General features: G+C 32.1%; 14 protein-coding genes and 1 pseudogene. 7 read left to right on the top strand and 8 right to left on the bottom strand.

Annotation, left to right across the window (positions count from 1 at the left end):
* Positions 1-26: 26 nt before the first annotated feature.
* The 7 genes from B4G36_RS06885 to ruvB form a co-directional block, all read right to left on the bottom strand.
* Positions 27-545, bottom strand: coding sequence for a hypothetical protein (locus B4G36_RS06885; protein WP_291062924.1), 519 nt, complete (start codon positions 543-545; stop codon positions 27-29).
* Between the two features lie 29 nt (positions 546-574).
* On the bottom strand, positions 575-1,069 hold the full coding sequence (locus tag B4G36_RS06890) for a hypothetical protein (RefSeq protein ID WP_038332097.1): 495 nt from the start codon (positions 1,067-1,069) through the stop codon (positions 575-577).
* A gap of 52 nt (positions 1,070-1,121) precedes the next feature.
* The gene (locus tag B4G36_RS06895; RefSeq protein WP_291062926.1) at positions 1,122-1,436 is read right to left on the bottom strand and encodes a hypothetical protein; all 315 of its coding nucleotides are present in this window, start codon (positions 1,434-1,436) and stop codon (positions 1,122-1,124) included.
* A gap of 46 nt (positions 1,437-1,482) precedes the next feature.
* On the bottom strand, positions 1,483-2,163 hold the full coding sequence (locus tag B4G36_RS06900; protein ID WP_291062928.1) for a hypothetical protein: 681 nt from the start codon (positions 2,161-2,163) through the stop codon (positions 1,483-1,485).
* Between the two features lie 60 nt (positions 2,164-2,223).
* Entirely contained in the window at positions 2,224-3,171 is a 948-nt protein-coding gene (gene queG, locus B4G36_RS06905; RefSeq protein ID WP_291062929.1) for a tRNA epoxyqueuosine(34) reductase QueG, read from the bottom strand.
* A gap of 218 nt (positions 3,172-3,389) precedes the next feature.
* The gene (locus tag B4G36_RS06910) at positions 3,390-3,623 is read right to left on the bottom strand and encodes a DUF1272 domain-containing protein (RefSeq protein WP_291062931.1); all 234 of its coding nucleotides are present in this window, start codon (positions 3,621-3,623) and stop codon (positions 3,390-3,392) included.
* A 144-nt stretch (positions 3,624-3,767) separates the two neighbouring features.
* On the bottom strand, positions 3,768-4,805 hold the full coding sequence (ruvB, locus tag B4G36_RS06915) for a Holliday junction branch migration DNA helicase RuvB (RefSeq protein WP_038332085.1): 1,038 nt from the start codon (positions 4,803-4,805) through the stop codon (positions 3,768-3,770).
* Between the two features lie 108 nt (positions 4,806-4,913).
* On the opposite strand from ruvB, the gene hemH reads away from it, so the two are divergent.
* The 5 genes and pseudogenes from hemH to hutI all read left to right on the top strand — a co-directional run bounded on the left by hemH (position 4,914) and on the right by hutI (position 10,320).
* Positions 4,914-5,897, top strand: coding sequence for a ferrochelatase (gene hemH, locus B4G36_RS06920; protein ID WP_291062933.1), 984 nt, complete (start codon positions 4,914-4,916; stop codon positions 5,895-5,897).
* Between the two features lie 81 nt (positions 5,898-5,978).
* Entirely contained in the window at positions 5,979-7,079 is a 1,101-nt protein-coding gene (locus B4G36_RS06925) for a DUF3078 domain-containing protein (RefSeq protein ID WP_291062934.1), read from the top strand.
* Positions 7,080-7,104: 25 nt separating this feature from the next.
* On the top strand, positions 7,105-8,157 hold the full coding sequence (locus B4G36_RS06930; protein ID WP_291062936.1) for a DUF3078 domain-containing protein: 1,053 nt from the start codon (positions 7,105-7,107) through the stop codon (positions 8,155-8,157).
* A 491-nt stretch (positions 8,158-8,648) separates the two neighbouring features.
* Positions 8,649-8,879: pseudogene (locus tag B4G36_RS13960) on the top strand (GNAT family N-acetyltransferase); the annotation flags it as partial.
* A gap of 211 nt (positions 8,880-9,090) precedes the next feature.
* Positions 9,091-10,320 (top strand): imidazolonepropionase, encoded by a 1,230-nt coding sequence (gene hutI, locus B4G36_RS06940; RefSeq protein ID WP_291062938.1) that lies wholly within the window; start codon positions 9,091-9,093, stop codon positions 10,318-10,320.
* On the opposite strand, the gene B4G36_RS06945 is transcribed toward hutI, so the two are convergent.
* Positions 10,310-11,620, bottom strand: coding sequence for a DUF4026 domain-containing protein (locus tag B4G36_RS06945; protein ID WP_291062940.1), 1,311 nt, complete (start codon positions 11,618-11,620; stop codon positions 10,310-10,312). The two genes, hutI and B4G36_RS06945, sit on opposite strands and share 11 nt — an antisense overlap.
* Before the next feature lie 150 nt (positions 11,621-11,770).
* Here B4G36_RS06945 and B4G36_RS06950 point away from each other — a divergent pair, with 150 nt between their 5' ends.
* A complete protein-coding gene (locus tag B4G36_RS06950) occupies positions 11,771-12,631 on the top strand; it encodes a YicC/YloC family endoribonuclease (protein ID WP_291062942.1) in 861 nt (286 codons plus the stop codon).
* A complete protein-coding gene (gmk, locus tag B4G36_RS06955) occupies positions 12,631-13,197 on the top strand; it encodes a guanylate kinase (protein ID WP_125348755.1) in 567 nt (188 codons plus the stop codon). The genes B4G36_RS06950 and gmk overlap by 1 nt, the downstream gene beginning before the upstream one ends.
* Positions 13,198-13,214: the final 17 nt, after the last annotated feature.

Consider the following 13,214-nt stretch of genomic DNA (forward strand, 5'->3'; position numbering starts at 1 on the left):
GAGTTGGAATTTTTTGTTTATTCATTTTAACAACCTTCATTATACATTACATCGAAAGAAACTACTTTATCATTCACTAAATAAAATTGTAGAATCGATCCATTATCATAATCTTCAACATTAAAATAACGAAAAGCTTTTGTTCTTTTATCCGTTTTATCATCATAACCATCGAAAATAGAAATATTCAGATTTTTATATTTATTAATTAACTCATCCAAAGATGAGCCAATTTTAATTCCAGATAATGTTTTAAGACTAGAATCCGAAGACTTTACACTATATACAGTTAAATTAGAAGAACCTGCTGTCTCCTCACCATTTGTTGTCAATCCAACTTTATATGTTACTCCTTTAGAGACAATTGTTACATCACCATCAGGATAACCATATTCATTCAATTTTATTTTAAATTTTTGTCCAGTTAATTTTTCTAATTCAGACAATTTCATTCCAAGTTTTACGTCATTAATACGAGTTGTAGAAACTTGCGCTTGCAAAGCTATTCCAGCTACAAAAGCAGCTATAAAAAATATTTTTTTCATTTTTATGTATTTAGGTTTTAATCATTATTTTAAAGTGTACATTCTTCTGGGTTATAAGAACTCAATCTTATTGTTGTTACAATTTCATTTTTCAAAGAAAAAGTCAATATAACACCATTTTCTCTATCATCAATTCTAAATTCTCTGTTATTATTATTCGATTTATCCAAAAACACATTATATTTTGACGAATAAGCTTTCCACAAATCCTCCAACGTACTACCAATTCCAATTCCAGACAAAGTTTTGATATTTTTACTTGTTGTAGAAATAGAACTTAAATAGGTGTCATTTTCTGTTTTACTCAAATAACCACTTCTTATTTCGATTGTATAATCAATCCCTTTTAGGGTGACATTCGTTTCTCCTTCATCAACAATTGCAGCAATTTCTTCACCTAACAATTTCAACACTTCGAACGGACGCATACCAATTTTCAGTTCATTCATTCGTGTTGTAGAAATCTGACCAAATCCAACAACCGAAAGCAAGAAAAATCCTAATAAAGTTATTTTAATCCTCATAAATTTTATTGTTTAAATATCCCGATTCTGTCTCATCATCTTCAAAAATATCTTACACCGAAAAATCATATTTTTTGTACGCTTTCCATAAATCGTCCAACGAACTTCCAACTTTTATTCCTGATAAAGTCGAAAGTTTAGAGCTGACAGACGAAACCATATATACTTCGAATTGTTTTGTTTTCAAATTTTTATAGTACGAAATATGATATTTAATTCCATTCAACTCAATGTCCTGTTCAGGCATTTCTGCATTATTTACATCATAAAGAGCTAATTGATTTGGTGTTAAAGCTGCAACTTGTTTTTGCTTCATTTCGTACGAAATATCTCCAAATTTGGAAGTCGTTACTTTTTGAGCAAACATTATCGAAGTGAATAGCAAGAAGCACCCTAAAATTGAAAAAAATCGACTAAGCATAAGCATTAATTTGAGCAATATGTTTTACAATTTTTCCATTATCCAAAACCCAAAGTGCATCATAAACACCAGCTCCATCGCTATATGTACCGAACAAATAATATTGATTTAACTCTTTATTGTAAGTAAGTTTTGTTGCTGATAAATTCGCATTATATAAATTGATAAAATATTCTTTTGGAATGATAATTTCTTTTCCTTTGAATGATATTTTAAACGATTTGAATTCTGTTTGAGGAATCATTCCATCCGAACCAAGAAAATCTTTTTCATCAATCGCATAAACAAAATCACCTTCCGTGAAAATTTTATGTTTTTTCGAATTAAATTCTTGCGTTTCGAGCTGAATGGTATAATCAGCAACCGAAAATTCTATTTTAGAATCATTGACTGAAGTTGTTGAAATAGTTTCAAAATCTTCTAACTTTTTGATTCGATCATAGTAAACAAAACCAGCTTTTTCAGGTTGATATTCAACTAAATACCATTTCGAGTTTTCTTCATCAGAATCAATTGGATAAATTGAATTTGAATTGACTTTAGCAACAATTTTAGACGAAATATTTTTATCATCTCGCACATTTGCAAAACCATCTTTATCTTGCACAATCCCAAATTGAGCTTGCACAAAATAGACTAAAAAAGTAGTAAGAATGAATAAACTTTTTTTCATTTTTTGATTCGATTTTCTTGAAGTAAAGCTAACAAAATCTAAACCAAAAATTTTCACGAATTATAGTGATTTTACAAAATCAATATTTCTTTTCAAACCATCAAATTTTGTACGTTTTACAGGCGATTTCTTAAAAATTTCTCGAAAAACATCCTCTGTAATTTCTTCCCAATCTTTCTTCGAGAATTGATTAATTTTTTCGTTACCAACAAAACGAGTTTCTTTCGTTTGCAACGAAAAACGATTCCACGGACAAACTTCTTGACAAACATCACAACCAAAAATCCAATCATCAAATTTCCCTTTCATTTCGGTCGGAATTTGATCTTTCAATTCAATTGTAAAATACGAAATACACTGACTTCCGTTCACTGTTTTATTGGGTAAGATTGCCTCAGTTGGGCAAGCATCAATACAACGCGTACATTTTCCACAATGATCTGTTTCGATTGGAGAATCATAGGCTAAATCCAAATCAATAATTAATTCGGATAAAAAGAAAAACGAACCTTTTTGTTTAGATAACGTCAACGAATTTTTTCCAACCCAACCAATTCCAGCTTTTTTCGCCCATGCATGTTCCAGAATTGGTGCTGAATCGGTAAAAGCTCTTCCGCTCACCTCCCCTATTTCTACTTGAATAAAATCTAACAACTCGCGCACTTTCTCCTTCACGACAAAATGATAATCTTCGCCTTGCGCATACATCGCAACTTTGTAAGAATTAGGATTTCGATCTAAATCTTGGTAATAGTTATACGCCAACGAAATCACAGATTTTGCTCCGTCGACCAAAATTCGAGGATCCAGTCGCATATCGAAATGATTTTCCATATACTGCATTTCGCCATGAAAATCATTCTTTAACCAAGACTCTAAACGTGGAGCTTCCTCTTCCAAAAAATCTGCTTTGGCAATACCACACGAAATAAATCCCAATGCTTCAGCTTTTGCTTTGATGCGTTGGGACCATTTTATTTTGATATGTTCTTCTGTTTGAAGGAGCATTAGTTAATTCGTAATTATGAATTTATAATTATTATATCGACGAAATTAAATTTTGTCATTCTGAATGAAACATTAGTGAAATGAAGAATCTTAGATTCCTCCTAACATCGGAATGATATTGTCATGTTGAACTCGTTTCAACATCACATCTTATTTAATTTTTCCTAAATTGAGATTAACGATTTTCAGGTAAAATATCTTTAAATTCTCAAATTCTGTTAGATTAACTTTTTTAACACAATTTGCGTAGATGCAGGATATTTAGATAAATATTTATTTGGTCGAATAGGTCTTGGAGTAAAATTACCGCCACAATTCGGACAAACATTTTCCAAAATATTATCAACGCAATCTTTGCAAAAAGTACATTCAAATGTACAAATCATCGCTTCTGTTGAATTTGGCAATAAATTCTTTCCACAATTTTCGCAATTAGGTCTTAATTCTAACATAAAATATTTTTAATGATAAATACTATTCTCTTTTAAGATTCCTCCTAACGTCGGAATAACATTGTCGTGTGAGCCATTTTCGATTTATTAGAGTAAGAAAATCGTTAAGATTCTTCGACAAGCTCAGAATGACTTAGAACAAAATTACAAATCAAACAAATCGGTTTGAGGTGAATTTTCTCCACGATATTTTACACCAATATGTTTGAAAGCTTTTTCTGTTGCCACACGTCCACGAGCAGTACGCATCAAATAACCTTCTTGAATGAGATACGGTTCATAAACTTCTTCTAATGTTCCACCATTTTCTCCAACTGCTGTTGCTAAAGTTGTAATTCCGACTGGTCCACCTTTAAATTTTTCAATAATTGTTGATAAAATTCTGTTATCCATTTCATCTAAACCATTATCATCAACTTTTAGAGCTTTTAAAGAAAATTCAGCAATTGATAAATCAATTTTTCCATTTCCTTTAATTTGTGCAAAATCTCGAGTCCTTCTCAATAAAGCATTTGCTATACGAGGAGTTCCACGACTACGACCTGCAATTTCTATCGCCGCTCTTTCGTCAATTGGTGTGTCTAAAATACGAGAAGATCGCTCAACAATCGTACTTAATAATTCAACATTATAATATTCGAAACGGAAATTAATTCCAAAACGAGCACGAAGCGGCGCAGTTAATAAACCAGAACGCGTTGTTGCACCAATTAATGTAAAAGGATTCAAACCAATTTGAACCGAACGTGCATTTGGTCCAGATTCGATCATAATATCAATCTTAAAATCTTCCATTGCCGAATACAAATATTCTTCGATAACGGGAGACATACGATGGATTTCATCAATAAAAAGCACATCATTTTCTTCCAAATTCGTCAATAAACCAGCTAAATCACTCGGTTTATCGAGAACTGGTCCAGATGTAATTTTGATTCCTACACCTAATTCATTCGCAATAATATTTGCCAATGTCGTTTTTCCCAAACCTGGAGGTCCGTGCAACAAAACGTGATCTAATGCTTCGCCACGAAGTTTAGACGCTTTTACGAAAACTTCTAAATTCTCTAGAATATGCGCTTGTCCAGCAAAATCATCAAAACTTTGCGGACGAACAGTATTTTCGTGATTTAGATCGTCATCTGGATAAAATTCTTTATCAGGATTTAATAAATCTGACATAAAATGATGATATAAATTATAATGATGATATTACGAAGGACAAATTAAATTATCCTCCGTACTTTTACAACTACAAAGAACGCAATATTTTTTTAGATAAAAAGAATTATGAGCAAAGGAATATTATTAGTGAATTTAGGTTCGCCCGATTCTACCAATGTTGAAGACGTAAGAACTTATTTACGCGAATTTTTAATGGATAAGAAAGTTTTGGATTCTCCTTGGATTATTCGTAAAACTATTGTTGAATTATTTATTTTACCAAAAAGACCCGAAAAATCTGCTGAAGCTTACCGAAAAATTTGGACAAAAGAAGGTTCTCCTTTAATTGTTTACTCTAAAATTTTGAGAGATATGGTACAAAAACAAATGGATATTCCAGTTGTTTTGGCAATGCGTTACAAAAACCCTTCGATAGAAGCTGGTTTACAAGAGCTTTATGACAAAGGTGTTCGCGACATTTTGGTTGTTCCTTTATACCCTCAATACACAATGTCTTCTACAGAAACTGTTGCGGATAAAGTGCTTGAAATTCAGAAAAAAAGTTACAAAGACACTAAGATTAATTTCTTGAAAGCTTTTTACAATCATCCAGATTATATCAAGGTTTTAGGAGATTCTATCAAAGAAAAATTACCTGAGAATTTTGATAAATTATTGTTTTCTTATCACGGAATTCCAGAACGTCACGATAATAAAGCACTTCGTGCTGCAAAAGCGAGCAAATTACCTATTGAAACTTATCGTAATCAATGTTTTGAAACAACACGTTTGGTAACCGAATACTTGCAATTACCAGAAGATAAATATACCACTTCTTTTCAGTCTCGTTTAGGTCGTGACCCTTGGATTAAACCTTATACAGACCACATGTTAGAAGAATTTCCTGCACAAGGCGTTAAGAATTTAGCGGTTTGCACCCCTGCCTTTGTTTCGGATTGTTTGGAGACTTTGGAAGAAATTTCGATGGAAGGACAAGAAGAATTCTTAAAAGCTGGTGGTAAGCAATTTACATACATCCCTTGTTTGAATGATCGTCAAGATTGGGTGGATACATTAGTGAAATGGTTGAAAGGTTGGCAAAATAATTAAGAAAGGTTTTTAGCCTTACAAAATAAATTAGATATCTTTGTTTAGAATTTTTCAATTTTAAACAAAGATATTTTTTTTAAAATGAGACTAATTTTCTCAATTATATTTTTAGTCCTATCACTTTTTAGTTCGGCTCAATTTTTAGATACTAGTGGAAATCTAATTATTGATGGTCGAAAATATCTGAAATCCAAAGTGGATACTACAGGACGAAAATCGGGTTGGGAAATTTATGGTGCAAATACTTTAACCGTTAATCAAAATTCCTTTTCCAATTGGATGGCAGGTGGTGAAAATTCGGTTTCACTAAATGCTAAAGCTGATTACGAATTTAATTTCCGAAAAAAGAAACACTTTTGGGACAATCGTTTTATTTTTGAATATGGTTTTTTAGACAATAAAACCAATGGAACGCGTAAAACTGCTGACAATCTAAATATCACAACTTCTTATGGATATTTGATAAAAGAAAAATGGTACCTAACCTCATCACTTAATATTCGTTCACAGTTTTCTGCAGGTTACAATTACGGAACAACTCCAAAAACAAAACTATCAAACTTATTTGCGCCTGCATATGTAACAATTGGGGTCGGTGCGAATTATACGCCAAATTCTAATTTTTCTCTCAGTTTTCAACCTTTAACATCAAGAACAACAATTGTTGCAGACAAAGATTTGCAAAATAAAGGAACTTATGGTTTACGAAATGATGGAGATACGTTTCTTTTTGAAGTTGGAGCATATTTAGGTGGTCGATACAAAATGAAACTTTTTGATAACGTCACTTACGATAATAATATTGGAATTTTCTCCAATTATTCCAACAAATTTTATAACCTCGATATTGTGTATGCAGGATTGTTAGATATGAAAATTAATAATTTTATGTCCACGCAATTAACCATTAATTTGATTTACGATGAAGATCAAGTTGCTCAAACACAGTTTAAACAAGCTCTTGGGATTGGCTTAACATATAAAATAGACAGTACTAAGAAAAAAGATAAGAAGAAACGTAGAAAGAAGGAAATTCTCCCATATTTCGATACATCTGGCATTTCCCCAGTCAAATTACCTAGAATAAAACTGGATAAACAAAACTATGATCAAGTTTTTGATAAAAATACAATTGACGAAAAATCAACATATATTAAATCAGAATCCATATTTTTGGAGTAAGTTAATATAAATCAATCAAATATACATGAAAAATTTTTTATTTGTATTAGCAATTTTAGGAAGTGCTTCTACTTTTGCGCAAACAGTAAAAGATGGTAAAGTAGCTACTGATAGCAAGCGTTATTTAAAAGATCAAAAATTTGATGGTCGTCAACCAGGATGGTTCGTTTCGGGAAATAATTCACTTTTATTTTCTCAAAGTGCATTCAGTAATTGGGTTGCGGGAGGTGTAAATTCGTTTGCGCTGAACGGAAGTTTAGATTACGAATTTAACTTGACAAAAGAAAAGCATATCTGGGATAATCGTGTCGTTTTGGGATACGGAATCCAGACTAACAAAGGCGAAAGTTCTCGCAAAACAAATGATGTTATCGACTTAACTTCTTCTTATGGTTACAGCATCGGAAATCATTGGTATTTAGCTTCCTCTATGAATTTTCGCACACAATTTACAGATGGTTTTGATTATTCAAGAGATCCAAAAACGAAGATTTCAGCCTTGATGGCTCCAGGTTATTTAAGTTTAGGATTGGGTATTGATTACAAACCAAGCGAAAATTTTCAAATTAATATTCACCCATTTACACCAAGAATGACCTTTGTCTTAGACAAAGATTTACAGAAAAAAGGAAATTTTGGACTTAAAAATGATGGAGACAATACTTTATTTGAATTCGGTTCATATTTAGGTGTGCGATATAAACTACAAATTATGGAAGGAATTTCTTATGACAACCGTGTCGGAATCTATGCAGATTACCTGAAAAATTTCGGAAATATGGACGTTGCTTATCAAGGAATTTTGGATATGAAAGTGAACAAGTTTGTTTCGGCACAAGTAAGTGTCAACCTATTATATGATGAAGATCAAATCAAAAAAACACAGATTAAACAAACACTTGGAATCGGATTTAATTACAAATTTGATAACACGCCACCAAAAGTAGAAGAAGCGCCAGCAACTGCATTTATACAAGAAACGCCAATTTTCGAAGAAAAAGAAGAAACTGTAGAAGTAGCAACAAATATTCTAAAAAGAGAACCAATTCTTAATGAAACAAAATTAGTCACTCAATAATATTTTTAACCTGCTTTTAATAAGCAGGTTTTTTATTTTTCTTATTTTTATAACTCAATAGAAGAATAAAATGACAAAAAATATTTTCGGCGCACTTTTACCACAAATTTTAATAATTGTTTGGGCAGCTTTCGAGCTTTACCTTGGGTTCAACAACGAACAAAATAACCGCATCATTCTTAGCGCAATCGTGATATTAATCTTCGTTATTTTTACAATTATTACATTACTCAAGGTAATTAAATATCCCAACGACCCAACTTATTTGAAGAAAAAGTAATTTATATAAATGTAATTCTTAAAACTGAACGTTTAACTTTGAGACCAGTCACACTTGATGATACTAAAACAATTCATCAATTATATTCTATCGAAGAAGTTGATTAATACAACACGTAGGAATTCCAGAAAATATAGAGGTTACAATTCTTCATGTAAAAGATTTAGTAAAATCTAATCAAGGAGAACAACCACAAGCTTATACTTTTGTTATCGAAAATGACAATCAATTTGATGGATTAATTTCTTTAAATTTAGGTAGGGCTAAATACAAGAATGCAGAAGTTTGGTTTAAACTTCATCCAGATTTTTGGAACAAAGGAATTGCAACAGAAGCTTTAAGAGAAATTATTTCTTTTGGATTCAATACGTTAAATCTTCATAGAATCGAAGCTGGATGCGCAATTGAAAATATTGGTTCTTACAAAGTTCTTGAAAAAGTTGGAATGATTCGAGAAGCACATACCAGAAAGCTTCTTCCTCTAAAATCTGGTTGGGCAGATAATTATGGCTACGCTATTTTATCGACTGACTTACGATAAAAATTAAGTCATTGCAAACTCATTTTAGAATCATATCTTATTTGATAACAAGTTCAGCTTATCTACAAATTCTCCCTTAAATTTCGTAAACTTGTGTTATAAAACAACAAAAATGAAATTAATCGGTCCTTTCAGACAAATTATAACACTTGCCAATTTACCTTTAAAAGGTGCAATTCACGAAAACCAAATCGAAGTTCTCGAAGATGGAGGAATTATTATTGATGATGAAACAATTGTAGAAATTGGAAATTTCGAAACACTTTCTGAACAACATCCAACCATCGAAATTGAACAAATTAAAACGGAACAAATTCTTCTTCCTGGACTTGTTGATTCGCATACGCACGTTTGTTTTGGAGGAAATCGCGCCAAAGATTTTGCCATGCGTTTGGACGGAAAAACTTATTTAGAAATTGCCGAAAGTGGTGGTGGAATTTGGTCTACTGTAACAGAAACACGTAAGAAAACAGTTGATGAGCTAAAAGATATTACGCTAAAACATATTGCTCAATTGGCCAAACAAGGAATCACAAGTGCTGAGGTTAAATCGGGTTATGCACTTTCTGTTGAAGGCGAAATTAAAATGTTGGAAGCGATAAATATGGCGAATCAAGAAAGTGAAATTGATTTAGTTCCAACTTTTTTAGGTGCGCATATGAAACCAAAAGATTTTGAAGGTTCGAACAAAGAATATTTAGAACTTTTGGTGAAAGAAGTTTTTCCTAAATTAAAATCTAATGATTTAGCAAATCGTGTGGATATTTTTGTGGAACAATCTGCTTTTTCTGTTGAAGAAGGAGATTATTTCTTGAATGAAGCAACAAAACAAGGATTTGACATTACCATTCATGCAGATCAATTTACAGCTGGAGGAAGTTATTTAGCAACAAAATATAAGGCATTGAGTGCAGATCATTTAGAATTTTCTGGTGAAGAAGAAGTGAAAAACCTTGCCAATTCTGATGTTGTTGCAACTGTTTTACCTGGCGCTTCTATCGGTTTGGGAATGCAATATGCGCCTGCTCGAAAATTGTTAGATGCTGGTTGTTGCGTTTCGATTGCTTCAGATTGGAATCCTGGTTCTGCTCCGATGGGAAATCTTTTGACACAAGCTTCTGTTTTGGCTACTTTCGAGAAATTATCAATGGCAGAAGTTTTAGCAGCAATTACTTTTCGTGCTGCTAAAGCATTAAATTTAGCTGATCGTGGCACAATAGAAAAAGGTAAAAAAGCCGATTTTATTAGCTTCTCTACCTTCGATTATCGTAATATTATCTATTATCAAGGGCAATTACAACCAACGCATGTTTGGAAAAATGGCGCGTTGATTATTCAATAGTGTAAATATTATCAGGAGTGATGGTGTTTGTCGGCGTGTAAATTAACCAATCGGTAATCATTTCTTGCGGATAAAGACCTTCATCTCCTTCATTCAAACCTTCTACAGCATAAGGACGATTCAAGCAAACGCCAAAAATTTCGTTGTTTTCATTGATTCCGTACACATCAAACCAAATATGTTCATTATTCATTTCATGATCAACATTAAATCGTAATTTGATTAAAAATCGATAATAATTTTCTTCATCTGCTTCTGGATTAAAATATGTATTAAATGCTTTTTTATACGATTCAAAACGTTGATAAGCCAAGGCTGACATTCGTTCCGTTTCCTGATCGCTGATAAAGAAAATCGGATTATCTGCAATTGTTGCTGCATAAACTTCTGGCGTCAATGTATGTCCTTCTTGCACTGCTAACAAAACACCACAAGGTTCGTAATTTTCGTTTTCTGGCTGACGTTCATTGTAACCTCCCGGAATTGTTGCTGGATAATCTTTCACCACATCTTCCCAACGTTTCCAACAAAATGTAATATCCAAACCATCATAACCAATATTAAATTCTTCATTTTCTGGCGAACGAAAATCTGGTTTAATAAACGCATTTACAATCATATCCAAAGCCGAATTCATCTGTTCTACTCCATCTTTGATGTTCAACATTTCCAATTCCACAGAACCGCAACGGTGCAAACCATGCGTATGCATCCAATACACGCGATCGCCATTTTCGTCCTCATCATAAACGCCATGTATCACATATAAATACGAAGGCGCAGGCGGAATTTCTGACTCTGCTGTTACTTTCACCCATTTACCAGAAAGCAAACGATAAGGCATAAAATCGACAACAATAGACGGATTCTCGACAATGGCTTGCATTATTTTTAGTTGCAAATGAAAACTATCCAACGCATCATTTCCAAAATACATCACAGATTCCAAATAAAAATCTTGTTGCGTTGCAATTTCCATTTCTTCATCCGAAATCATATTTCCAAAACCAAATTCAGAATAATCGTTACTTCTCGCATCCACAACATACAAATTCACATCAAATTCTTCCTCCAAATAAGACACTACAAGTTGATATTCTTGCTTTACCGCTTCATTTTCTTCTTTATCAATCTCGATAAGATCAAAATTGATTAATTGAAAATAATCGGTTGATTTTAGACTTTTTTCAATTGATTCTCTTGAAAATACAAAATCTTTCGACGAAGGAAAAATTCCCATTGTAGAAGGTAAACTCAATCCATCCTCTGCAATTCCTTTGTACAATTCTTGATTTGTCATAGTATAATTTTAGTTAGTTTATTGTTAAAGATAAATGTTTTAAGTTCATCAAAATTTTAGCAAAATGTTAAACTTTAAAATGATTAAAGATGATAATTCAGTTCGCATTACGTTAATTTATTGTAATTTTGCTCGCATAATTTTACAATTATGATAGCATCTATGACAGGTTACGGTAAAGCCATATTGGAATTACCTGAAAAAAAAGTAACGATAGAAATCCGTTCTTTAAACAGTAAAACACTGGATTTAAACACGAGAATTCCTTCTTTTTATCGTGAAAAAGAATTAGAAATCAGAAACCTTATTTCAGAAAAAGTTCAACGTGGAAAAGTTGATTTTTCGATGTTAGTAGAGTTAAATCCTGCTGCAAGAAATCAAAATATAAATGCTGAATTAATCAAAAGTTATATGGCAGAATTCAAATCAATCACGCCAAATGTGACTGATGGTGAATTATTGCCCGTAGTAATGCGCCTTCCAGACGTTATTTCGTACACGCAAGACGATTTGGGTGAAGACGAATGGAATCAAATTCGTGCAACAATTATTGATGCGATTGACGCATTAAATCAATTTAGATTAGACGAAGGAAAAGTTTTAGAGAAATATTTGACTTTAAACTTGAATAATATTTTGGAGCTTTTAACACAAGTTGTGCCTTTTGAAAAAGAACGAATTGAAACTATCAAAGAACGTTTCAATAAACGTTTAGAAGAAGTAAAAGTTGATATTGATCAAAATCGTTTTGAGCAAGAATTAATTTTCTATTTGGAGAAATTGGACATTACAGAAGAAAAAGTTCGTTTAAAAAACCATTGCGAATATTTCTTGAAAGAATTAGCTGGAACTGAATCTAATGGAAAAAAATTAGGATTTATTTCGCAAGAAATCGGTCGTGAAATCAATACATTAGGTTCAAAATCAAATCATTCTGAAATGCAAAAAATTGTTGTTCAGATGAAAGATGAGTTAGAAAAAATTAAAGAACAATCGTTAAACATTTTATAATGAAAAAAGGAAAATTAATCGTCTTTTCAGCTCCATCAGGCGCAGGAAAAACAACTTTGGTTCGTTACGCTTTAGAACAATTGGAAAATATCAAATTTTCTATTTCTTGTACAACTAGAGATAAACGCGAAGGTGAAACTCACGGAGAAGACTATTATTTCTTAACACCAGAAGAATTTAAAGCAAAAATTGCAAACGACGAATTCGTCGAACACGAAGAAGTTTACCGCGATAATTTTTACGGAACTTTAAAATCAGAAGTTGATCGCATTACATCAGAAGGAAATTCTGTGATTTTTGATATTGATGTTATTGGTGCATTGAATATCAAAAAATTGTACGGAGATCAATGTTTAACAGTGTTTGTAAATCCTCCATCTTTAGAAATTTTGAAAGAACGTTTGATTTCTCGCAACACAGAAAGCGAAGACAAATTGAAACAACGTTTGGACAAAGCGGGAATTGAAATGGAAAAAGCAAAAGACTTTGATATCATTTTATTGAACGACGATTTAGAAACTGCAAAAGCGAAAACCTTAGAAATTATTACAGATTTTATCAAATAATAATTCTAAAACTATAT

This window comes from Empedobacter sp. UBA3239, assembly GCF_002362875.1.
In the GTDB taxonomy this organism is placed as follows: Bacteria; Bacteroidota; Bacteroidia; order Flavobacteriales; family Weeksellaceae; genus Empedobacter; species Empedobacter falsenii_B.

What these genes read in the sequence shown, in the direction of transcription:
- B4G36_RS06945 (WP_291062940.1), bottom strand. Translation starts at nt 11,620, where the DNA reads ATGACAAATCAAGAATTGTACAAAGGAATTGCAGAGGATGGATTGAGT.
- gmk (WP_125348755.1), top strand. Translation starts at nt 12,631, where the DNA reads ATGAAAAAAGGAAAATTAATCGTCTTTTCAGCTCCATCAGGCGCAGGA.
- B4G36_RS06895 (WP_291062926.1), bottom strand. Translation starts at nt 1,436, where the DNA reads ATGTTTGCTCAAAAAGTAACGACTTCCAAATTTGGAGATATTTCGTAC.
- B4G36_RS06925 (WP_291062934.1), top strand. Translation starts at nt 5,979, where the DNA reads ATGAGACTAATTTTCTCAATTATATTTTTAGTCCTATCACTTTTTAGT.
- B4G36_RS06890 (WP_038332097.1), bottom strand. Translation starts at nt 1,069, where the DNA reads ATGAGGATTAAAATAACTTTATTAGGATTTTTCTTGCTTTCGGTTGTT.
- B4G36_RS06910 (WP_291062931.1), bottom strand. Translation starts at nt 3,623, where the DNA reads ATGTTAGAATTAAGACCTAATTGCGAAAATTGTGGAAAGAATTTATTG.
- B4G36_RS06950 (WP_291062942.1), top strand. Translation starts at nt 11,771, where the DNA reads ATGATAGCATCTATGACAGGTTACGGTAAAGCCATATTGGAATTACCT.
- ruvB (WP_038332085.1), bottom strand. Translation starts at nt 4,805, where the DNA reads ATGTCAGATTTATTAAATCCTGATAAAGAATTTTATCCAGATGACGAT.
- hutI (WP_291062938.1), top strand. Translation starts at nt 9,091, where the DNA reads ATGAAATTAATCGGTCCTTTCAGACAAATTATAACACTTGCCAATTTA.
- queG (WP_291062929.1), bottom strand. Translation starts at nt 3,171, where the DNA reads ATGCTCCTTCAAACAGAAGAACATATCAAAATAAAATGGTCCCAACGC.
- B4G36_RS06900 (WP_291062928.1), bottom strand. Translation starts at nt 2,163, where the DNA reads ATGAAAAAAAGTTTATTCATTCTTACTACTTTTTTAGTCTATTTTGTG.
- B4G36_RS06885 (WP_291062924.1), bottom strand. Translation starts at nt 545, where the DNA reads ATGAAAAAAATATTTTTTATAGCTGCTTTTGTAGCTGGAATAGCTTTG.
- hemH (WP_291062933.1), top strand. Translation starts at nt 4,914, where the DNA reads ATGAGCAAAGGAATATTATTAGTGAATTTAGGTTCGCCCGATTCTACC.
- B4G36_RS06930 (WP_291062936.1), top strand. Translation starts at nt 7,105, where the DNA reads ATGAAAAATTTTTTATTTGTATTAGCAATTTTAGGAAGTGCTTCTACT.